The organism is Algicola sagamiensis DSM 14643, from assembly GCF_000374485.1.
Lineage (GTDB): Bacteria > Pseudomonadota > Gammaproteobacteria > Enterobacterales > Alteromonadaceae > Algicola > Algicola sagamiensis.
The window spans coordinates 115,748-137,414 of record NZ_KB894501.1 but is presented as its reverse complement, the minus strand read 5'-3'; the positions used below and the strand labels follow the sequence as shown (position 1 = coordinate 137,414).

General features: G+C 40.0%; 23 protein-coding genes. 12 read left to right on the top strand and 11 right to left on the bottom strand.

Annotated elements, in window-relative coordinates:
• Position 1 precedes the first annotated feature (1 nt).
• Both C505_RS0115415 and serB read right to left on the bottom strand, forming a co-directional pair.
• Positions 2 to 895 carry an alpha/beta fold hydrolase gene (locus tag C505_RS0115415; protein WP_018693533.1) on the bottom strand — a complete coding sequence of 298 codons (894 nt, stop codon included), beginning with the start codon at positions 893 to 895 and terminating at the stop codon, positions 2 to 4.
• A complete protein-coding gene (serB, locus tag C505_RS23800; RefSeq protein ID WP_018693532.1) occupies positions 889 to 1,959 on the bottom strand; it encodes a phosphoserine phosphatase SerB in 1,071 nt (356 codons plus the stop codon). The genes C505_RS0115415 and serB overlap by 7 nt, the downstream gene beginning before the upstream one ends.
• A gap of 11 nt (positions 1,960 to 1,970) precedes the next feature.
• On the opposite strand from serB, the gene C505_RS0115405 reads away from it, so the two are divergent.
• Complete coding sequence (locus C505_RS0115405) at positions 1,971 to 2,513, top strand: AhpA/YtjB family protein (protein ID WP_018693531.1); 543 nt, start codon at positions 1,971 to 1,973, stop codon at positions 2,511 to 2,513.
• Here the strand turns inward: C505_RS0115405 and C505_RS0115400 are convergent.
• Positions 2,484 to 3,275, bottom strand: coding sequence for a TatD family hydrolase (locus tag C505_RS0115400; protein WP_018693530.1), 792 nt, complete (start codon positions 3,273 to 3,275; stop codon positions 2,484 to 2,486). The two genes, C505_RS0115405 and C505_RS0115400, sit on opposite strands and share 30 nt — an antisense overlap.
• A 63-nt stretch (positions 3,276 to 3,338) precedes the next feature.
• Between C505_RS0115400 and C505_RS23795 the strand changes: the two genes are divergently transcribed.
• The gene (locus tag C505_RS23795; protein ID WP_018693529.1) at positions 3,339 to 4,856 is read left to right on the top strand and encodes a sensor histidine kinase; all 1,518 of its coding nucleotides are present in this window, start codon (positions 3,339 to 3,341) and stop codon (positions 4,854 to 4,856) included.
• 67 nt (positions 4,857 to 4,923) lie between these two features.
• Here the strand turns inward: C505_RS23795 and C505_RS0115390 are convergent, their stop codons facing one another.
• The gene (locus tag C505_RS0115390) at positions 4,924 to 5,220 is read right to left on the bottom strand and encodes a helix-turn-helix domain-containing protein (RefSeq protein ID WP_018693528.1); all 297 of its coding nucleotides are present in this window, start codon (positions 5,218 to 5,220) and stop codon (positions 4,924 to 4,926) included.
• A gap of 18 nt (positions 5,221 to 5,238) precedes the next feature.
• Complete coding sequence (locus C505_RS0115385; protein WP_018693527.1) at positions 5,239 to 6,087, bottom strand: PDDEXK family nuclease; 849 nt, start codon at positions 6,085 to 6,087, stop codon at positions 5,239 to 5,241.
• Between the two features lie 505 nt (positions 6,088 to 6,592).
• Here C505_RS0115385 and C505_RS24410 point away from each other — a divergent pair.
• The 4 genes from C505_RS24410 to C505_RS0115360 all read left to right on the top strand — a co-directional run bounded on the left by C505_RS24410 (position 6,593) and on the right by C505_RS0115360 (position 8,529).
• Positions 6,593 to 6,922, top strand: a complete 330-nt coding sequence (locus C505_RS24410; RefSeq protein WP_157369102.1) for a hypothetical protein — start codon at positions 6,593 to 6,595, stop codon at positions 6,920 to 6,922.
• Positions 6,915 to 7,229, top strand: a complete 315-nt coding sequence (locus C505_RS0115375) for a hypothetical protein (RefSeq protein ID WP_018693525.1) — start codon at positions 6,915 to 6,917, stop codon at positions 7,227 to 7,229. The genes C505_RS24410 and C505_RS0115375 overlap by 8 nt, the downstream gene beginning before the upstream one ends.
• A 159-nt stretch (positions 7,230 to 7,388) precedes the next feature.
• Positions 7,389 to 7,610 (top strand): hypothetical protein, encoded by a 222-nt coding sequence (locus C505_RS0115370; protein ID WP_018693524.1) that lies wholly within the window; start codon positions 7,389 to 7,391, stop codon positions 7,608 to 7,610.
• A gap of 595 nt (positions 7,611 to 8,205) precedes the next feature.
• Positions 8,206 to 8,529 (top strand): hypothetical protein, encoded by a 324-nt coding sequence (locus C505_RS0115360; RefSeq protein ID WP_018693522.1) that lies wholly within the window; start codon positions 8,206 to 8,208, stop codon positions 8,527 to 8,529.
• Between the two features lie 564 nt (positions 8,530 to 9,093).
• Here C505_RS0115360 and C505_RS0115350 read toward each other — a convergent pair.
• The gene (locus C505_RS0115350; protein WP_018693520.1) at positions 9,094 to 9,546 is read right to left on the bottom strand and encodes a hypothetical protein; all 453 of its coding nucleotides are present in this window, start codon (positions 9,544 to 9,546) and stop codon (positions 9,094 to 9,096) included.
• A 341-nt stretch (positions 9,547 to 9,887) separates the two neighbouring features.
• On the opposite strand from C505_RS0115350, the gene C505_RS0115345 reads away from it, so the two are divergent.
• Positions 9,888 to 10,154: a GrxA family glutaredoxin gene (locus C505_RS0115345; protein WP_018693519.1), complete on the top strand. Its 267-nt coding sequence runs from the start codon at positions 9,888 to 9,890 to the stop codon at positions 10,152 to 10,154.
• Positions 10,155 to 10,197: 43 nt separating this feature from the next.
• On the opposite strand, the gene C505_RS22590 is transcribed toward C505_RS0115345, so the two are convergent.
• The 4 genes from C505_RS22590 to C505_RS0115320 form a co-directional block, all read right to left on the bottom strand.
• Positions 10,198 to 11,607, bottom strand: coding sequence for a pectin acetylesterase-family hydrolase (locus C505_RS22590; protein WP_211215085.1), 1,410 nt, complete (start codon positions 11,605 to 11,607; stop codon positions 10,198 to 10,200).
• A 398-nt stretch (positions 11,608 to 12,005) separates the two neighbouring features.
• Complete coding sequence (locus tag C505_RS0115330; RefSeq protein ID WP_018693516.1) at positions 12,006 to 12,587, bottom strand: hypothetical protein; 582 nt, start codon at positions 12,585 to 12,587, stop codon at positions 12,006 to 12,008.
• A gap of 178 nt (positions 12,588 to 12,765) precedes the next feature.
• Positions 12,766 to 13,548 (bottom strand): metallophosphoesterase, encoded by a 783-nt coding sequence (locus C505_RS22585; RefSeq protein WP_018693515.1) that lies wholly within the window; start codon positions 13,546 to 13,548, stop codon positions 12,766 to 12,768.
• A gap of 110 nt (positions 13,549 to 13,658) precedes the next feature.
• Positions 13,659 to 16,163, bottom strand: a complete 2,505-nt coding sequence (locus tag C505_RS0115320; RefSeq protein WP_026318011.1) for a S8 family serine peptidase — start codon at positions 16,161 to 16,163, stop codon at positions 13,659 to 13,661.
• Between the two features lie 853 nt (positions 16,164 to 17,016).
• On the opposite strand from C505_RS0115320, the gene C505_RS0115315 reads away from it, so the two are divergent.
• The 5 genes from C505_RS0115315 to C505_RS0115295 all read left to right on the top strand — a co-directional run bounded on the left by C505_RS0115315 (position 17,017) and on the right by C505_RS0115295 (position 20,832).
• Complete coding sequence (locus C505_RS0115315; RefSeq protein ID WP_018693513.1) at positions 17,017 to 18,495, top strand: hypothetical protein; 1,479 nt, start codon at positions 17,017 to 17,019, stop codon at positions 18,493 to 18,495.
• 123 nt (positions 18,496 to 18,618) lie between these two features.
• Positions 18,619 to 19,107 (top strand): hypothetical protein, encoded by a 489-nt coding sequence (locus C505_RS23790; RefSeq protein ID WP_018693512.1) that lies wholly within the window; start codon positions 18,619 to 18,621, stop codon positions 19,105 to 19,107.
• Positions 19,108 to 19,128: 21 nt separating this feature from the next.
• The gene (locus C505_RS0115305) at positions 19,129 to 19,533 is read left to right on the top strand and encodes a CsgE family curli-type amyloid fiber assembly protein (RefSeq protein ID WP_018693511.1); all 405 of its coding nucleotides are present in this window, start codon (positions 19,129 to 19,131) and stop codon (positions 19,531 to 19,533) included.
• 32 nt (positions 19,534 to 19,565) lie between these two features.
• The gene (locus C505_RS0115300) at positions 19,566 to 19,994 is read left to right on the top strand and encodes a curli assembly protein CsgF (RefSeq protein ID WP_040440093.1); all 429 of its coding nucleotides are present in this window, start codon (positions 19,566 to 19,568) and stop codon (positions 19,992 to 19,994) included.
• A 1-nt stretch (position 19,995) separates the two neighbouring features.
• Entirely contained in the window at positions 19,996 to 20,832 is an 837-nt protein-coding gene (locus tag C505_RS0115295; RefSeq protein WP_018693509.1) for a CsgG/HfaB family protein, read from the top strand.
• 38 nt (positions 20,833 to 20,870) lie between these two features.
• Here the strand turns inward: C505_RS0115295 and C505_RS22575 are convergent, their stop codons facing one another.
• Complete coding sequence (locus C505_RS22575; RefSeq protein WP_018693508.1) at positions 20,871 to 21,524, bottom strand: helix-turn-helix transcriptional regulator; 654 nt, start codon at positions 21,522 to 21,524, stop codon at positions 20,871 to 20,873.
• Positions 21,525 to 21,667 lie beyond the last annotated feature (143 nt).

The window sequence follows — 21,667 nt, the reverse complement described above, 5'->3', positions numbered from 1 at the left end:
CTTAGTGGCTCAATGCCAAGTACCAATTTAAAATTTGAGGAAAGTGATCGTTCACTGCTTTTGGATGGGTCAGTATATTGATATGGTCATAATCTAATGCGCTTCCATTTGCCACGGACAGCAGACGATATTCCGCACAAAGATTATTTGACTCTTTGATGAACCGTTGAACATCGGTTGGATGTCCAAGTAAAGAATCATTTTCTCCAGCGAGAAACAAACTTGGTGGCCATGTAATACCCTGGCACGCAGCTGCGTAATCAAATTCATCATGAGGATCTCGCCAGTGTATTTCTTTCACCCATGCAGACGAATGGGCCAATGAATCAATTGTCTCATCATCCGAACCCATCCCCCATTTTTTTGCAGGGAGATAGCCAATTCTTTTGGAGACCCAGGGACCAAAACGACACCAAAGTAATTCGATTTTGATCAAACGTTCGAGACTAAAAACAGAAATATGTCGCTTCGTACCAAAATAGACTTTTGAGCGAACCCTTGGTAATAAATCTGGATAACGTGCCATCGCAGCTGTCAACAATACGCCACCCCAGCTATGTGCAACCAGGTGAACGGTTTGACCAGTTCGTTCTGCTAATGTCCGGATGGTTTCAGGTAAATCTTCATTAATGGATTCATATTGTCCATAGTTATCAAAAGGCTGTAGCCTTGGTTCACAATCACCACGACCGCGCAGGTCAGCGACATAAACATCAAAACCTTGCTCTGCCAAATAACAAGCAAGTCCTTTGCCTGATTCTGTATAAAAAATTCTTCCGTTTTCGATTGCGCCATGGACCATTAAAACAGGCTGCCCGCCTGTTTCCTTAAAAATATGACGTAAATGCAGCTGGTGCTCATTCACCATAATAAATTCCGACTTTTGCGTTAACATGCATCACCTTCCATAAGATACAAAAGTTGTAGCAGTGACCCTGATTGGATATTCGACAAGGTTTGTGCATTGACTGTTGGCTTCGCATGGAATGCAACCCCTAACCCTGCGGCTTCAATCATCACCAGATCATTGGCCCCATCACCAATTGCAACCGTTTGTTCGCCCTTTAATCCCCACTGATCGCAACAGTCACGGAGAACATCGGCTTTCATTTGCGCATTCACGATCGCCCCGAGAACCTCTCCTGTCAGTTTCCCTTCAGTCATTTCCAATATATTTGCAACCGTTTTATCCAATTGTAGTTCTCGTTTTAAATACTCTGTGAAGTAAGTAAAGCCACCTGATGCAATCACAATTTTCCATTCATGTTGCTTCAGCGTTTGTACAAGTTGCTGGAGACCTGGCATCAATGGCAAATTTTTCAGCATTGATTCAATCACTTCCTGTGGTAACCCCACAAGCAATCCGACGCGTTGCCGTAGACTTTCATCAAAATCAATTTCCCCCAACATTGCACGACGCGTGATTTCGACAACTTGATCACCAACACCAGCCAGCTTCGCCATTTCATCAATGCACTCAATTTGAATTGCCGTAGAGTCCATATCCATCACAAGCAAACCCGGTTGCTGCAACTTTGGTGAATGAGATTGAAGTGTCCAACCAGAGGTATTTATCTTTGAAAAAAACTGCGTAAGCGTCGGTCTTAACGCCCATTCATCGGTATCTTCTTTGAGTGTGATGACAACAGAAGGCGATAAATCAACATGAGGTTTTGAGATATGAATCGATAAGGCTTGATACTGAAGGGTACCTTGCCAGCAATCCAGAAACTGCTGTGCGGTAAGCTGACTATCCCATATTATCAACCGTTTATTTTTTTGTTGCTGTTCGGCAAAATGGAATGGGACAAAGTGATCTGTCTGCCATTGCAATAGCAAGCAAGAACTTAGCGAACATTGTTCATAAATCATCTCGATACAAGATTGCTCTGATGAAGCTGGCGACAGCACTATTTTTGTCATGCTATGCTTATCCTTATGATTGATTGCTGTTTCCATCTTATTTTCTCATGATCAAAAAGCTCTGGAAATCTTTACTTGTTATCGGCCTTGGGTTTGTTGTTTTTTTCGGCTGGCATCAGGTTTTACAGGAAAAATCTCAAATCCAGATGACACAATCTGAGCAAGTCTTTCGGGAAATGCTAGGTCATTCATCAAATCTCCTTCAAACAGCACTTTCTCAAAATAATAAGTCGATGATTGAAAGCTTGTGTCTGGCTCTTGTGCAGTCTCCCATGATAGAAGATGTGATCCTACATAATCCAAATGGCACTATTGTCTACCAGACACCACATGCATTGCTCACAAAAGAGCGGTTTCGATACCATCCAGAACGCGCAATGAAACCCATCCTTCAAGAGATCCGTGATGAGGAAAGAAATATTCTCGGGTACCTGAAAGTCAGTTATAACTTTAAAGATCTTGAGCTGACAATGAAAATGATGAACCAGCCCTCTGATGAATATGCATGGCTCTTCCTGATTTTTGCGGTCAACATGGGGATTATTATTGCAAGGATGCTGTCACAAATCATCACCGAGCGGCTTTACTGATCCAAAGATATCACATGTATTTTGATAAACTTGTCGTTCGATGACACTGCCATCTTCATTTCTTAGCGAAGTGAGCGATTGAAAAACGTTGAGTAAACGCTCAGGTGAATTTCTTTGCCCCTGATACCCATAAACAGGCATATCCGGCGCGTCTGTTTCTAACACAAACGAATCAAGTGGGAGTTCTTTCACAACCTGTCTTGTTTTTTGTGCTCTGAGATAGGTCACCGTTCCCCCCAGTCCAAGTTTAAATCCAAGTGCTAGCCACTGCTGCGCTTGCTGCAAACTCCCAGAAAAAGCATGGATCACGCCCCCATGAGAGAATCCCTTTTTTCGTAAAATACCAAGCATCGTATCTTGTGACTTCTGATGATGTAGGATCAAAGGCAGTTGGAAATCTTGGGCCAGTTCAACCTGCCTTTCAAAAACCCTCACCTGCTCTTCCCACAATGGAAAACGTTTATCTAATCCAATTTCTCCAAGTGCAACTATCGTTTTTGAATGGCTTGCAATCATCTTGGAAATTGCCTCAACATCTTCTTTTTTTTGGGATTCAATCATATAGGGATGAAGCCCAAAAGCGATGTCGATCCAGTCTGGGTAAGCCCCCTTGAGTGCTAGCTGTTTTTCCATTTGAAGGTGTGAAGTTCCTGGTAGAATACAACGTACGATCCCTTGCTTCTGACAGGATTGAATGACCTCATCCCTGTCTTGGTCAAAGTCAGGAAAGTCCAGATGACAATGTGAATCGATAAACGGCATAAACTAGTCGATTTTATCATGAATAAGCTATAGTTTACCTAAAAATGACAGTCTTTCAGAAAAATGGCAGACAATAATCGCGAAGCTTTGCTGATTCAAGCGCTGGAAAAAGAAAAAGAGCTCCGTAAAATCACGGATAAGTTGCTCGAAGAGAAAAAGCATGAGTTTGCTCAGTATGAAATAAAATTAGAGAACTTACAGTCTGACTTGGTCGTCAAAGAAATTCAGCTTGAGTTCTTAACTGCAGTCGCGACAATTGCTTTTAATGAAGAAACGATCAGCGCCATGATCGACATTTTTCTAAGTAAAAGTACAGATTTTTTAAACAACAGTATTAGTCTCTTTTGTGATATTTCAAAGGACGATCTTCAATTACAAAAAGCATCCATTCGAGGTACAAATGAAGCACTAAAACGTATTGTTCAAAGCTCCCCTAGTATATTAAATCGAATTCAATTTGAATCGATCATTAGTGACTTGGCAGATAACAACAACGAAAGCCAACTACTGGAAGCCGAAACATATTACCCATCATGGAAAGAAGACGGCTTTCCTGGCTTCTTTTCTGCATTTCCGCTATCGCTATCCAAAAAAAGTTATGACATATGTCTGTTTTTTCTCGATGAGTCGGAAGTCGATATCTACCGTTTACAAACACTTGAGTCTAGCAGGATCATTCTGAGCCTCACGCTTCAAGATAAAGTACAGGAGCTTCAATTAAAGAAAAGGTTTTCAGAGCTAGAAAAGGCATATCAGAAACTTGAGCAAGCGCAGTCACAACTCTTTCAATCTGAGAAGATGGCTTCTGTTGGACAACTCGCCGCTGGTGTTGCACATGAAATCAATAATCCTGTCGGCTTTGTCTTAAGCAATATCGAGTCATTAAACGAATATTTAATTGCATTAAAAAAGCCGCTTCTCATGATGGAAAATATTAAGGAAGCAAAACCAGAAAAACTGCAAGAACTATCTGATTATTGTGAAGACGAAGACTTATCATTCATCTTAGAAGATTTGGACGAGCTGCTCGACTCCTCAAAAAATGGACTCGTTCGTGTCAAGGAAATAGTATCAGGGCTGAAAACATTCTCCCACTCCTCCACAGATACGCTGGACAGTATCAACGTCAATGAGTGCATTCAAGCATCACTGAAACTCGTCTGGAATGAGCTGAAATACAAATGCTCCGTGAATGAAGACTACCGAAGTACAAAATACATATCGGGAAATATGGGTCAGTTACAGCAGGTTTTCGTCAATTTACTTGTCAATGCAAGCCAAGCTATCGATGATGAAGAGAGAGGCACAATTACGATTACCACTTGGGATGATGGTAAAAAGTCCCATGTCAGCATTAGCGATACAGGGTGCGGCATTGATGAAGAAAGTATCAGTAAGCTATTCACTCCATTTTTTACCACGAAGCCTGTAGGTGTAGGAACAGGTCTCGGCCTCTCAATATCTTATAGTATTCTAGAAAGCCATAACGCCACAATTGATGTCGAAAGCGAAATTGGTAGCGGAACAACATTTACGATTTCTTTTCCGGTTCAATCATCCGAACATGATGCTGTTGCATAAGTTGAATAACAGGCTGTATAACCTTAAAAACAGCCCATCATCCATTGATTGTTCTCTGAAGCATCGGTTATAGAAACCCATCACTTTGCAGCTGACGAACCCCTTCCATTGGGTCAATTTCAAGTGCATTGCAATACCGTATAAACTCAACAACATCCAATCGTCGTTCCTGTTTTTCAACCTTACCGATAAAAGAGTGTTGCATCCCCAATTTTTCAGCAAGTGATCGCATCGTATGGCCACGCTCCTTTCTTTTCGATTTTAACCAAGATGTCAGCCGACGGTTTTCATCTGCTTTGACGGTTCTAAAATTAATGGTCATTGGCTTTTCAATGTGCATGAGGTCGATTCCATTTTTGTTCATCTTTCCAATTCTCTTTTTCTACTGTTTCGTTTCGGTGGTCATATCAAGAGATGACTGACACGCATCTGTCATTTCTTGCAAAAAACGTGGGATTTCTTTCTCGAATAGTGCCATTTTTTCCTCATCACGGAAAAGTGTCATCATATGAAGAGGGTGAGCTAGATGCCTGGGATCATAACTGCATAACTCCCACTCAGGCACACCTGTGATCCACATATTAAATTGGCATTGTGTGATCAATTCAGGGCGAACAAAACCATAGGACACAAAGTTTAAGTGGTGACTCGACTGCCATGGGCAACTTATCGTTAGACCAGAATGTCCAGTAATATGCTCCATAAACCCACCATAACGGCATCGTGAATCACCATATATAAAACGAGGCATTTCCAATTCACACTCTCGGATTGACTGATATAACTTTCTGGCAATTGGCTTTTGTTTTTGCTCCCAGGCATGCTTAAAACCCAATTGTCGTTGTGGGTTCCCTGTTTTTAATTCATTGAGTAATTTGAGTAAGTACTGATATCGTGCGCTCAGCACGGTTTGCCCTTCTTTTTTAATCAGTTCATGAACTCGACAAGCGGTGATCACACCAAGTGGCATACCGTTGTCTGTTGATAACTGCTCCACTGATTCAAATAATAACCGAGCATCGAAGGGGGAGTTCGCTTCCGATGGGCAGATGAAGGTTCCCCACTCTCCATTTTGAGTTTGCAAAAGGTTTTGTTGTCTTTGGTTTGCAAGCTCATAAACATACGAATTCATCTGTGATGATGTTCCAGTAAACAACGATAAGAATTTTTGTAGTGCTTTACGAGATACTGTCATTGCGCTCATACGATGTCCATTCAGCCCTGTACTCATCATAATTTCCCTAAACAAATCAGTTAATGAGTGCAGATTAGTATATTAATAGTATACATTCAACATAAAAAGTTGATAAATACTATGCACTACAATAAAACAAGACATTAGTACCAGTGATAAAGACAAGATCGCCCTTTATTTTAAGAATAAGGATGGATAACTCTATGTATACAGTCATGGTAAATTCCTGATTTAAATTACAAAAGTACAATTGGATAAATGTCTCTTATTTCTTAACCATAACAGGAGCAATCGTGCATCTCGCACTGAATGGAATATGGCCAATGATTTACTAACCTTTTTTGATTTATATTTAAATCGAGCACTCTTATTCGTGACAATGATTTACTTTTTTTCACTCGGAAAAGAGCATATAAAATCACTTCAATTGAGAGACTTTTCAGCCAACCCATCCCTAACAACGGTGAGCTTTTGCCTTCTCATCACATTGGCTTTCTATTACATATTTTCAATCGCAACCGCATTCTTATATGAATTAGACATGACCAAAAACTCGAAGCTGTGTTTATATTACACAATCAACACTGTACTATTATTGGCCTATGTCACCAGCTTTTTTATCTTTCATATCAAGTTTAAATTTCCACTTCACCCATTGACTGGTATCAGTTGTTTGGTTGGCTGTTTTTTGATTGTGGTCCAACTCATCCGATTTATTGACCGATTGATTTTAGAAACCAACGTCCTTGCCGACTTTCATCGTTGGAGCGGTTTTCTTGCAGATTTCATTGTCATGGGCTTTTTAAATGGGTATGTTGTGTTAGAAATACTGCATCAGAGGAAACGAAAACAGGAAGTAAGCCATGAATGATGTGAGCACTTATATCAATTTCCTGTGGGCAATCTTTTTGGCATTGATGATCGCCATGTTGATGACATGGTCTCTGCTACGACTTCCCAAGAAAGAAAATATCAATCACCAAGAAAATCAGGGGCAAAAGAAAACTGTCGCTTCACTCACATTGGCTCAAGAATTGAGACAAATTGCGATTCGACGAGCAAAGGCCGAGCAGGAACAAAATGTCGCCACACAAGTGATGGAGATCCATCGACTAGATAAACAGCTCTTGAAACAAGGGGAGAAGTTGATTGAGAGTCGGAATAAGGGCCAGGATTGAACAGATAAAATAATACTTTTCTCATTAGCTAGTTGTTATTCTAAGAATAGTTTTAAAGTATTTTCAGAACTATTTTTTAATACAAAAGTTCTATTTTATACCATGTCTGCTGTTGCTAACATACCGATCAGAAATAGAAAATATAAGTTATAAATGAGAATGAAATTTTTGTTAGCACAACTTTCTTTTGGTATTTTAGCTAAAAATAAGGCTCACTCAAGTTTACAATGCCCAACAATATTACAAGAAAACTTTTACCATAGAATTATTGGGGGAGTAAAAAGCAAAGCTTTTGGTAATATAAAAACTCGTAGAATGAGTACCTATAGTTCTCAACCTAGTTTAAAAGTTGACGCCTTCCCAGGTGATATGGTTGATTAGATTCACACTAGATTTATCATTTAGTGTACTTTACAAGGAAAAGAAATGGATAAGGGATTAATTGATTTAATAGATACCAGCTTAAATATTACTCTTTTTATCAGCATATTACTTTTTGTATATTATTTTAAATCTGAGTATGTGCAATTATGGAAGACCAAGAACTTTAAGAAACACTCAACTTTATCTTCAATGAGTACCTGTTTAGCTCTCAACTTGTTATTTTTTTTACTGTTCTCTTATGTAAAAAGTAGTCTATATTTACTTGATATGTCTCAAGAATCTAGGTGGTGTTTGTTCTATACTTCTAACTCAATAATATTCTTAGCTTATATATATTCCCATATTCAAATTCATTCATTATTAAAAATTCCCTTACACTCCATGGCTAAAATGTGCTGTATCATTGGGACTTTTCTTATTTTTGTCCAAGTAGCTAGATTTACTGATCGCTTGATAGTAAAAACTGACATTCTATCTTTCTTTTACTTTCTATCTAATTACTTAGCAAATGCTTTAATAATCTTAACTATCATATTTTCATTCACATATGTCATGTTTGCTGCTCACCAAATAAAAAAGGAAAATAAAGACTATGGACGTCTACAATAACTTTCTGGCAGTCCAGCTCTTTTGTTGTTTCTTTGGGATATTGTTTACCGTTTATGGCTTTCACTACAATCCACACTCGCAAGTCGAACCCAATGAGTCAGTTGGCTCACTTAAAACTCCCACAGAAAGCAACGTAGTACAAATCGGTACCTTCTCAAATGAGCTGATGCGCTTAGCAATTCAACGTGCCATATTAAATCAAAAGACTGAAGTAGATGTAGTGACGAAGGTCCTAGAACTAAATGCGTTAGATGAAAAGCTTCTTAAACAAGGGAAAGAAATTATTGCAAAGGAAAACGGCTCGTGAGCATATTTTCTCAGATCGCTCATAGTCTATACCAAGCGAGCACCATCATTGATACCGTTGCCAACTCGATTGTTTTGGCACTCACAGTAATATTTCTTTTCTTGTATAAAGATCGACTATATGGATTATGGAAGACAAAAAGCCTTCATACGACACCAGAAATAACAACAGCGGCTATCAATCTATTAATTCATACATTCTTTTTCCTTATGTTTTCTTTTATAGCTGCAACTTTTAACGCAATAGATATTCCCAAAGGATCAAGAGCTTGTATTTTTTATACACTATGTGCATTCATTTATTGTTGTTATGTGTTGTCATATTTAGTGAGTCATCGAATGATTGGTATGCCGTTACATCCAATTTCCAAATTCTTTTGCTTGATGGCTAATTTTTTGATTTTAATGCAGGGAGCTCGTTTAATTGATAGGTTAGTACTTGAGACGAATATCCTAATTGAACTTTACAACGTCACCAACATTACACTAAATATCATTATCGTTTTTACTTTATCAGGCTTCTTATGTAAGGTATTGATAAAATATAGAGATTCATTTGAAGAAACTAAACCGACTTCTCTTTAATCTGATTGATGAGGTTGAGTACTTTCTCGGAGAGTTCCCCAAGCCCATCTGCTGTGGAGAGTGAATGTTGGATGGCGACGATTTCTTCCGGGCCTAGCGCATTATATATTTTAAAGAAATAATCCAGATCTTTATCATCTATTGGACGTATTGCTGCTAATAATCGCAGCGACTTTGTTAAAGCAATTGCATCAGATGAAACGGTTCGGGTTGTGGTTTGCTCCCCAAATAGAGCACTCACTGGGACTTCAAGAAATTCGGAAAGGTTTTTGAGTTGCGTCGCTGACAAGTCGACACGACCGCGGAAATAATGACCAATCGCACCTCTTGTTGTGACATTAAGTACAGGGAGAAGATGAGATTTTTTTACTCCCTTTTCTTCCATGATTTTTAATGTTGGTTCAGCCCAAACTGGTGCTTTTATATCAGCCATAATATCCCACTTATGTGACCCGTTTTACTTGGACCTGCTTTGATCAGCCAGAGCGTATCTTGTCAATTTAATACCCTCTTTCTTATCCATTCCTTCAGACCATCTCCAGTATACATAGGGTATCAAAATGAATGCAAGTTAAAAAATGCATATATTTTGTATACATTGAATAAACGATAGACGACTTCAGAATAAAAACCCTTCGCTCTACCCGCCACAGCTCAATGTCAACCAATCAACGATATTCATTATTTTTAAAGATTAGGAAAATAGAATTGATTTATTGTCAAAGTCAGCTTATTTTCGGAATAATAAAAGAAAGTCGTCGAAAGGAAAAATGTATGTATACCGTTATTTTTGGCATTGCGGGCTGCCCAACATGCAAACGCGCAAAAGAAATCGCAGAACGACTCAAAAACGAACGAGACGACTTTGACTTTAAATATGTCGATGTTCAAAAAGATAACGTGTCTAAGCGAGACATAGAAAAAAGCGCAGGTAAAAAAATAGAAAGTATTCCTCAGATTTTTATTGATGAGCACTATCTTGGAGATTTTAATGCGTTTGAGCAATTCGCAAAAAAAGAACTTGGCCTCTATTCCACATAACTTTTATTTCTTTGCGGGAGAGGTTATCTCCCACAATAACTAACTAATCCGCTTCCTGATTACGTGGGTTTGTTGATGAGGGTGCATCCAGTACTTTGTTCAACAATAAATAAAACAGGTTTGCTCCTTTACTGTAATCTGCCTCTGGATCTTCCTCAAGATAACTATTTAAAGGTTTTCTATCATCAACCAAGTCATCAATAAACTGACTCAGCTCCATTCCTTGTGTCTGAATATCCCCGCCATGAAATTCGACAATCGTCGCACAATGAGATTCATTGAGATCTCGAAACTGTGGCAAGTAATAAGCAAAATTTGCGTATTCATCTAATGAACTCGCCAAATTTCTCGCATCCTTATCCCACTTCTCATGAATTTTCGCCCACTTTTTGAGTTTGTCTGGCTCATGATTGATTTCATCGTAAAAACGTTCATAAGAATAGCTTGAGTAATTCAAGTCTTTCATAAACTGAACATGTGCCATTCTGTCTTCTGGCCAGTGCATCGCCAGGGCGCCATTTACCGTTCCCAAGTCATCACGATCAAATCCACTAATATCTGCACCGACAGTATCAATCACCTTATCCAGTCCCCAAGCTTCTTTGATCTTGGTATGTAGTGGAACACTGGGTTGATCTGATCCCATTCTGGCATGATAAATCGGCCCCGAATCATTGAGTAAATAAGCACGGCTTGTTGGTGAGAGATCACGTCTCATCAAGTGATAATTCACAAGTGAGCCTGTCCCACCAGCACTGCAACCAGTCATCATCATTCGTGTTGGCTGCTGCATGTTTTCTCTGAGCCATGCCGTCACTGCTCTCATATTTTTAAAACCATTATGATGCCAAGTCAGTGGCTCAACATTAGACTCAGGGGATTCATAAACTGCTGTTTTATCACCAGAATAAACATCTCCGGTACAATATGGTACATAGACCAAATTCCAATCTTGTGGCTGTGGATGATCTGCATAATGCAAGCGAAATACAAATGGCGAAACCAAAGAAGACTCCAGTTTTCGCATATAATCATCTGGAATACCATTGGGGTTTCTTGCCCCTCGGATCCCGGTTTGACCAGTGCAACTATCATAATCCCAGCAGGCACCACCACCTTCAAGGTAGATCAGATAATTATTATTATCTGCGACTCGGTTAACGAAGAATTTATACGGTGTCCCATTGCCACACTTTGCTCCCGTTGAAGCTTCATCAAGTGTGATCCCCTGCCATAACCCGTATTTTCCTGGCTGAAAACCATCTTCAAAGGATGTTGGGTTTGTCAAAAGTGGATAAGGTCCAAGTCGCTCACGATCCTCAACTGGTCGATCCGCGACAGGCGGGGAAACCAAATTTAATGCTGTTTTCCAAAATGGCAGGTAACCATCATCGTAAGCTTGCGTCGCCCAAGGTATCATACTGCATAGGCTGCAAATCAATACTCGTTTCATATTGCTTCTCCCATTGTTATCGGAAAAGCGTTCATCTGAAAGTCAGACTTTCATGCCTCTTTGACGATGACACTACTTTTCAGGAGAAACAACGTTGGCCTCACTCACACCACCTCCAGGCACCATAACAGAAAAGAAAACGAAGCACGGAAAGCTCACCTTCACTGATGAGCGCTCAATATTGGTAAGACTTGAAGTGACGACAAATCGGAACTGGCTTCAGCTCACCATTGATTGATTTATTATTTTTTGGAACAACTGAACGGCTGTCAGTCATCATGATGACTGTGTAAGAAACTTTAATCTTGATTACGAATTTATACAAACAATTTACAAAGATGAGTACTTAAAGTTTATTTTTCAAGCATATACTTGCTCGTTAAATTAAGTTCGTTAAATTAAATACGTTGTTTTCCTAAGCAGAATGGGTAGTGTTGACAAATCCAAATCGCACGATGATTGACGTGGTGTTGTCCAACAAGGAGTTTCATCATATCACCACAATTTGGGCAACGAATATCCTTAGATGCATGTTCAAAAGGAATGTCTGAATACGCGAAATATTCTCTTAATTTGGATAGGTGAAGAAAATGGCAGTCAACCTCTCTAGAAAAATACTCTAATTCATGGATATTTTTGACTTGGTGTAAAAAAAGGATACGTTGCATATCCAGTTGCAAGCCTTTTTGAATCGCATTCTGAATATCCTCTGGGAATAACTTCTTCTTTGACCAACGTTCACCGTAGATGAGCAGGTATTGCTTCTCGCTTTTGACGATTAAATTAATCCCGCCATTCAGTACAATTTCAGTTTCTATTACATGATAATTACGCTGATGGCAGAATGTCTTCAACAGTCCTTCGAGTTCCCGGCGTGTTTCAATGCGATATGCAGGACGGTTCTCATCCTGTTTTCTTTTTAAGTAGGCCTGTAGTTTTTCAGCAATTTGTAACAAAGCGATCACCCTCCCTTTTGTCACCCTTGAGAAGAATTTTCCTACAGCATCTCTGCTTGATCGTTCGAGCTTAACGATTGTGATACGAAACCTGAAAGCTACCCTTTATACGAGGCGTACCTATTCTCTGTCAATGCAACGATTTCATGAACTTCTTGAATTCGCATTCAAAAAGTATGAGGATAACCAAACTTGAATGAAGTTATGATGGGATTGGGAATGTTAATTTCCCTTGTCGAAAGTCATTACTTTCCTTTTTCAATTGAGAGCAATGCCAATAGCCGTTTTCCCAACGAACCAGCGTTAATGCCGGGTGAGATACAATCGATGATGTCGCATAGCATGCACCTGTATCGATAAATAAGCAATTGCCCAGCTTTAGTACTTTATCAAGTGGCGTGTGCCCAAAAACAACAGCGTCAATACCATCAATATGTGTTTTAATGCGTTGCTCTACACGCTGACGTCCCCAAATACAACTGTTAAAAAAGACCTCATCCTCAACGAGAAGGGTCTTCACCCGGTCCCAGTTGTACCCTTCTGGGATATTTCCATGAATCACACCAAGTTTTTTCCCTTTGCTCAAAACTTCTATTGCTAAACTCATATGCTCCATGATGATTGATGTCGCTTCGAGCTTTTCTTCATAAGAAATTGTTGTCCACCAGTGTCCACCATTCGGTAACCAGGTTGTCTCTAATAAAGACTGATTTTCACCACAGGTCAGTAACATCCATTCATGATTCCCCAAGCAAGGGAAAAACCATGGCTCTCTTGCTAATTTCAAACATGCAAATGAATCAGGGCCTCGGTCAATTAAATCACCAACAGAAAAAACTCGATCGCTTGTTCGATCAAACCCTGACTTCTCTAACAAGGCAAAAAGCAAGTCCTTCTCACCGTGAATATCCCCCACAAAAAAATCACGACCCTGCCGATTTTCTGGAACGCATAGAATTGGATTTCGAAACTTAGCGTCAATCACTTTGCCTCCTGAAACCAGCCTTTAAATATGAATCACTCAGTATAAACAGTAAAAAAAGAAAATCGCTTCATCAAGAAGCGATTTTCCAATGGTATGGCTACGACAACCAATTAACGATCAAAGTTAACAACAACTGGCTCTGAACAGTCATTATCATCACCACAGACAACGTATGTGAACTCATTTCCTTCCACTTGTCTTTCGCGATCAATGAATCGACCTGTATTTGGCACAGTCGCGATGACTTCACCATTACGCTTGATTGTGACTTGTTCCGCATCTGTGCCTTCCCAACGAAGGTTGACATATAGACGCCCTAAACGTGAAAGCATCGCACGCTTCACATCCACCACTAAGTCAATCGTATCAATACGAACTGTCCGGTTAATTGTACTTGTGCTGCCATCCGCATCTGTCACCGTCAGAGACACGTCATAAGTACCATCTTCAGCATAAGTATGGCTTGGGTTTGCTTGATCCGACGTATTACCATCACCAAAATCCCATAACCAAGTTGTGATGTTATTATCTCTATCCGTACTTAGATCTGTAAACTGGACAGTTCTTTCATCAACTGCAAAGTCAAACCCTGCAGCCGGTGCGGTGCCACTTCCTAGAGCCAAGAATGTTAGTTTCCAGCTTTCTAATTGACCCACATCACGTGCTTCAGAGTCCGATACTTTCAGTGTCCAATCACCAGCTGTGGACATCGTATTAAATATTTCAGTTTCGAAGACTGTATCAATATTATCTGCCTGTCCACCTTCACGGCGGTGCATCACCCACTCTTTTCCATCTGGAGAAACAAGCGTCACGGTCAAATCACCAATCCACGGATGCGTAATCTTCACGTGTGCTTTTGTTGAGAAGATGACGGCATCATCAACAATATTCAGTACAGAAGTGATCCCTGTTGGATCCGCATCAGGAATAGAGATTGGGTCGCCAGAATAAGCAACAGAGTAGTCTGTAATACCAAAAGGCAATACATTCAGGTCAACAGAAATGTCTTTTTCAAGATCGCCATGCTTTGCTTGAATCGCAAACGCATAATCACCCCAAGGGGTTTGTTCTGCCGTTGGAACCTCAAGTGTGAATATATCCCCAGCTTTTACTTTCGCTGATGAAAGAACTGCGCCATCTAATGATGAAACAAGAACCAAATCAATCTCACCATCAAATCCAGCTAAGCCTGCAACCTGGAATGTGAATGTCGCTGTTTCACCAGCAACAATTTGCTGTTTGGCATCTTGTGCATAAAGGTGATAGCTTGGCGCAGGGTCAACAGCTTTGACTGCATTATGTACATTCAAGCGTTTTCCAGAAACCATCTTATCTGCAAAAGTTTCTATCACATCACCCGATTCCAAAAGAATTGTTTTTAGCTCGGCCGTCGTCAACTCCGGTTTTGCAGCAAGGACAAGTGCAGCAGCACCCGCAACATGTGGTGCAGCCATTGAAGTACCAGAACCAAGGCCGTAACCACCATTTGGAATCGTCGAATAGATATCACTACCCGGGGCAGCCAAATCGACACTGACCTGGCCATAACAAGAGAAGCCAGATAACGCATCTTGTCTATCTGTACTCGCTACCGCGATGATATTGTCTGATTCATAATTCGAAGGATAGTGCGGGAGCGTGTCATTATCTGTGCCATTATTTCCTGCTGCTGCAACAAATAAAATCCCAGCCTCGTTTGTCTGCTCAATTGCTTGCGATAGCGTTTCAGAGAAACTGCCACCACCCCAGCTGTTATTCAAGATACGAATATCATGACCTTTTTCTTTTAGATCAATAAAGTAATTGATACATTTCACCGCATCTTCTGTCGTGCCGCTACCACCTGCATTCAAGAATTTACAACCAATGAGAGACACTTCATGGTTCACGCCTACGACCCCGATACCGTTATTCCCAGATGCGCCAATGGTTCCTGAAACATGTGTCCCATGCCCATTGTCATCCATCGGATCACCAGAACCAGTAATGGTATTGATCCCATGAACATCATCGACAAAACCATTCCCGTCGTTATCTATGCCATCATTTGGAATTTCGCCCGGGTTTTTCCACATGTTCATTCTTAGGTCTTCATGTCTGTGATCGATACCAGTATCAATCACGCCAACAAGGACTTTTCGGTCACCAAGCGCAAGTCCCCAGGCTTCAGGAGCATCAACATCAGCATCATCGACGCCATTGTCTTGTCCTGTATTATTCATGCCCCATAGCTTGGAGAATTCAGAATCATTTGGCACTGATAATGCATGCAAAATATAATTTGGCTCAACAGATTTAATCGCCGGATCTTTCGATAAAATTTTAACGGCATCTTCAACACTGACACCATCCAGCTTTAATTTTGCAATTCGACCATCAAGAAGATTTTTAAAGTCTTCCGTCACCAAATCTGTGGGTGCGGCCTTCACTTTAGACAACGTACTCACTCGTGCAGCATTTTCCTGATTATCTTTAAAAACAATCAGAACCGATTTTTGATCATAAGCTGGCGTTGTTGCTTCGACATAATTAATTTCAACCGATTTCGCAATCGCAGCACCAGATATGAATGGCAATAAAGCAAGTGTTAATGATGATAATTTAGTTTTCATAATCCCTTCCAACATTGTTATGAAATTGAATTTCTATGGGTCTCATGTAACCGTTTTAGTTACAATTTTGACTCTCCATCGGGTATGTGGAAGTTCAACAGATTCTTCGGCAAGCTATTCGTTTATAAATCAGAACTGATCTAAATTACTAGGTTTTTATTCATAAAACAGAACAAAGAACTAGAATAATTACTCAAATTCATATTTTTAATACTTAATACTTTTAACTTGTTGTTTTTGTGAAAATTTTGTTTACAACCAAAAACTAGTTATTTTTCACTATATGAAAAAAATTTAATATTTTAATTATCCTAAATATTCTTTTTTTTCATATATTTAAATTTGTTTCAAAATCATTCAATTTTCTGATTGTTAATGTGATGACGAATTTTTAAATTAGGTCTTATCTACTGTTAAAAGGAATGATGTCACTCAAGGAGAATATGATTGCGCCTATATTTGAATTTGTTTTGTATGTGCGTCAAATACATTTGCAGTAGATAGGCTGGAATCTCCAAGAAATAAATCCTGTCGAATGTGCCGCGATAAAAGTGCACAAAACGGCGGGTCTTCAAAGTTCCCCACGTGACGTGGGCGTATGGGATCTATGTAGCTGTTCATCAGTACTCGGCAAGCAACCTTGAGGATCGATGAACGAATCGGAGGTGTTCTGGTTAGGAGACCTACTCTCACACATTGATACCACACAAAATGCTGTAAACCTGTTCACCACTGCGCTGCTGTTTGGTTATACCAATATCGCATAGAACATAAAACTCTTCCGTTCCACCCGCAATACATTTGGCTTGGGTGTTTTCGGAAACGACGAAAAAGCAATAATCAGGAGGAACCCATGTTGCTTCGTAAATCAATTCTAACGACTTCTATCGCACTTGCCCTTGGTCTGTCTCAAGCAGTTTTCGCTGAAGAACAGGCAACAATCACAACGCATGAAGCGCCACAAGAAAGTGTCAAAGAATCCACTCCTACCGACACATCAATGATTGAGAATACAATCGGTAATGTGATCAAGCTGAAACAGGAAGCTGGTGAAAATGGCGGCGAAGGAAACACAGCTCAGATTGAGCAGACAGGCCAAAGAAATGGCGTTGATTCTGCACAAACAGGTAATTTGAACGAGCAGCTTGTCAACCAATCCGGTAGTGAGAATATTGTTCTCACCAACGTGACAGGTAATGAGAATATCGAGTCTTACAATCAACTGGGCCAAAAAAATGAAGTCAAAGTTTCACTTAATGGTGACTCGAATAAAGTTACAATTGAACAGGATGAAGCTGAATATGCCATGTTCAATAACTACTCTCGTCTGAGCGTTGAAGGCATTGATAACAATATCGAAATCCATCAACAAGGAAATGGCGAATGGGTTAAAGCAAACCTACAAGGTGATCACAACGTAATTGCGATCGATCAGAAGGATGAATGGAGCGAAGTCTTCGTCACTGAGATGGTCGGTAGTGATAACCTAGTTGATGTAACCCAGTCTGGTCACTATAACGAAGCAAAGTTTAACTCGGTTCAAGGTCATTTAAACCAAACTGAAATCGAACAGGATGGTCGCCGTAACTACACTGGATTTAACAGCATTGAAGGTGATAGTAACCTATTCACAATCCAGCAGCTTGGTGAAGAGAATAGAATCAGCTCTTCCATGATTGAAGGTCATAATAACGAACTCAATGCGAACCAAACGGGTAGCAAAAACAATGGAAACCTTGAGTTTTTCGGAGATGGAAACAACGTTGCTCTGAAACAAGATGGCAGCAGCAATAAATCCTACACAGGTGCAATTGGAAATCAGAATGCCTTTGATATCGCTCAAGTTGGCGCCAGCAATGAATCCCATGGCGTCGCATTTAGCGGTACATCGAATAAGCTCGCAGTGAATCAAGTCGGCAGTGGCAACAAACAATATACGCTTCTAGGGCAACAAGACACAGATCAGACGACCGCAGAGAATGATATCAATATCATTCAAAATGGTGCCCATAATGAAGCAACCATTCAACTTGGCTACACCGTTTTATCTGACAATAATGATATTGCTTTGAACCAACAAGGCAGTGACAACACGATTGATTTCCAAGTTGACGGCTCGAATATCAATATTGATATCGCGCAAACAGGCGATAACAACTGGACGAGCGCTTCTGATGGCGAAGCATTTATTGTCGCAGGTGATAATCATTCAATTAATGTGATGCAACAGGGGAATGACAACATCGTTGCAGGCTCTGTCAATGGCAGTCATGGTTCTGTTGATGTCCAACAAATTGGTGATATGAACTCAGCGACAATCATTCAGCACTAATGAATGATATAGATATGAGCGGTGCCTTTATGGGCCGTTCATATTTCATTATTTTTTCTGATTTTTCTATCGCCAACAATTCTTAGAATAAGTCTTCACCTCGTAAAATAAGGAGAACAGGTCATGTATCGTACTTTATTCAAACACAGTACTCTTCTAAAACAATACAGACATTTCACCCGTTTTCTTTTCTTCCTCACATTGTCGGCTTTACCTACATTTGTACTCGCTTCTTCAGATATCGATCTTGGGAATGATGATTTTGCGGACTCAATACTCAGTCATGATCTCAATTCTAGTGAAGCCCAGAAAACACTCTCAGCGATCCTATTGCACCAGCAAGGCTCATTGAATAAATCACTCATCCAACAATCCGCATCCCTGGATAACTATGTTCAACTCATGCAGATTGGAGAAGGAAATGAGGCAAGTATTATACAGCAAGGCACAGAAAATAAAGTAAGCATTCACCAACTTGGTCGCGATAACTATGTGGAAGTCAACCAGATGGGTGATAGAAATCATGCAACAGTTGATCAATTTGGGGATGAGCAAACCTATGAAGTGACACAAATGGGGGATGATATGACAGTCGAAGTGACACAATATTAAGTTCTTTTGAGTGTATGAAATATGCGGTCGGGATTCTCAACTCGAAAATACATTGCTATTTTTCTGAGCATTCAATTCTTTATTTTGCCAGCCCATGCGGTCGATGATATTACCCTGAGTGGCTTTATCATCGATCAATCTATCTCTCGATTTGGCCATGAGTTTGCTAAAAAGTTAGGGCTTCTCTGGCAAGAGGTTCCGGGCACAGCTGGATTTAACCTTGCTGTGAAAGAAAGAGTCACACCGAAATCTGGTACAAAAGTTTGGCTCGAGCTCAATCATAAGGTGATATATGTCACTTATTTTGGTCGCCGTGCAACACCGATAGAAGAACGTGTCGATCAAGCATTACAAAGTGTCATGGATGCCATGATACGCAGTAGCCTTGAACAAGACACAGAAGATATTGCGATTTCAGGGTGGTAATTCTCTAGGATAAATTTTTCAGGACAGACATGATGAATCAAAAACGAAAACAACATATTGCATTAATCTTATCACTATTTGCAGGATCAACATACGCCTCACAACTTGTCTATAAACCTATTAACCCAAGTTTTGGTGGAAATCCCCTCAATGGTACGTTCCTCCTCAATTCTGCCCAAAGCCAAAACTCACATTCAGCACCAGCAAGACAACAAGAAACATTTGACGAGAGACTACAAAGTTCACTTGAGCGCGCCTACTTGAATCGACTTGTTCGTGAAATCACGAACGCAGCATTTGATGACAGCACAGATACCGGCTCACCAACTTCTGGAGAAAAAACTTATAAAGCCGGGATCTATGAAATATTTGTCGAATATACGCCTCTAGAGATCTATATCACAGTTACAAACCTAGAAACCCATCAATCAACACGAACATCCATGAAGAGAAATAACTAAAATGAAGTCTGGATTTTCATTCAATAAGCTATACCCGGCATTGGCCCTTTTGTATTTGAGTGGGTGCAGCTATACATTTTATCCTGGCAAGACACCAGCTCAAATCACTGAAGTGACTGATACTCAAAAAGAGTTGCATGAATTACCAAAACCAATCGGTGCAATCCCTGTTTCTGTTTATTCATTTCGAGATCAAACCGGACAATACAAACCACAGGAAAATGGCAGCTCATTTTCAACAGCTGTAACACAAGGCGCAACTTCGATTCTTGTTCAAGCTTTACTCGAGTCTGGTTGGTTTGTTCCTGTAGAGAGAGAAGGTCTCCAAAATATTTTGACCGAAAGAAAAATCATCCGGGCCGCAAATAAAAAGCAAGATGGAAATGGCGATTTACCGCCGCTTCTTACTGCAAAAGTCCTTCTTGAGGGTGGAATTATCAGCTACGACTCCAATATCAGAACTGGAGGGATCGGCTTAAAATACTATGGTATCGGCGCTTCTGAGCAATATCGAGAAGATATTGTAACCATTTACCTTCGAGCAATCGATATTCGTTCTGGACGTGTTTTATTATCTACATCAACAGATAAACGTGTGCTATCAACTGAAGTTCGATCTGGGTTGTTTCGTTATGTGAGTCTAAAAAGACTTGCTGAAGCAGAGGCAGGGTTTACAACAAATGAGCCGATGTTTTTATGTGTCAAACAAGCAATTGAGAAAGCAATTTCAGATCTGATCCAGAAGGGCATTGAGAAAAAAGTCTGGTCACCTGACCCAACTCATGCAGTACAAAAAGAAAAACAGTTCAAAAAAGAAAAATCGCCTGTAACAACATAGGCGATTTTTGAGTTTTATAGATGATAGCAGTTACAGTGTTAAGTCAAACAGTTCCGTTGTGCCCAACTCACTAGCTCGACACGATTTCTTGAGTTTGTTTTTCTAAATGCACTGTAAATATGCGTTTTCACTGTATGTGTACTGATATTTAACTGATGTGCAATTTCTTTGTTTTTCGCACCAGTCGACATTAAGTGAATAATCATCTTTTCACGTTTCGTCAAACGCTCAACAACAGACGTATCATGATTATGCTCATTGATCACCTCACCCCGAATACCAACTTGAGAGATAAGGTACTTTAACGATTCACTGAGGGTTTCACGGCCATACCAGAGCTCACCTTCCAACAGTTTACGAATTCCTTTGATTTTTAACTCCGGCATATCACGTTGATAAAGCACACCTCCAATCCCACCTAAGAGGACCCTGACTTCATCAACTCGATTGATTTCGGCATTCATCAGCATAATTGGGAAACGCTGGAACGAACCTTTCGCAAAAGTGAACAACCCTTCCGGCAACTCACTACAACCATGTAAATCAATGATTGTTAAAATTGCATCATCAGGTACAAAGATAGATTCAAAGGGTTCAACACAAATAGGATAACCAAGCGTTTCGATTAATGCTGTTTCTTGTGATGTCTGTGTAGAGTTTGTTGTTAGTATATAAATTTTCTTGAGCGGCATCTTTCAGCTCCTTAGATAGGTACAAATTACCTATGCTAGTCCCTACTTCCCCTGAATAAGCGCTGTATCCTTAGTGCTTATTTATATAAGTATTGGTTCATATTTATAACCAAAATGGTTTATGTGGTACAGAGCAACATCAA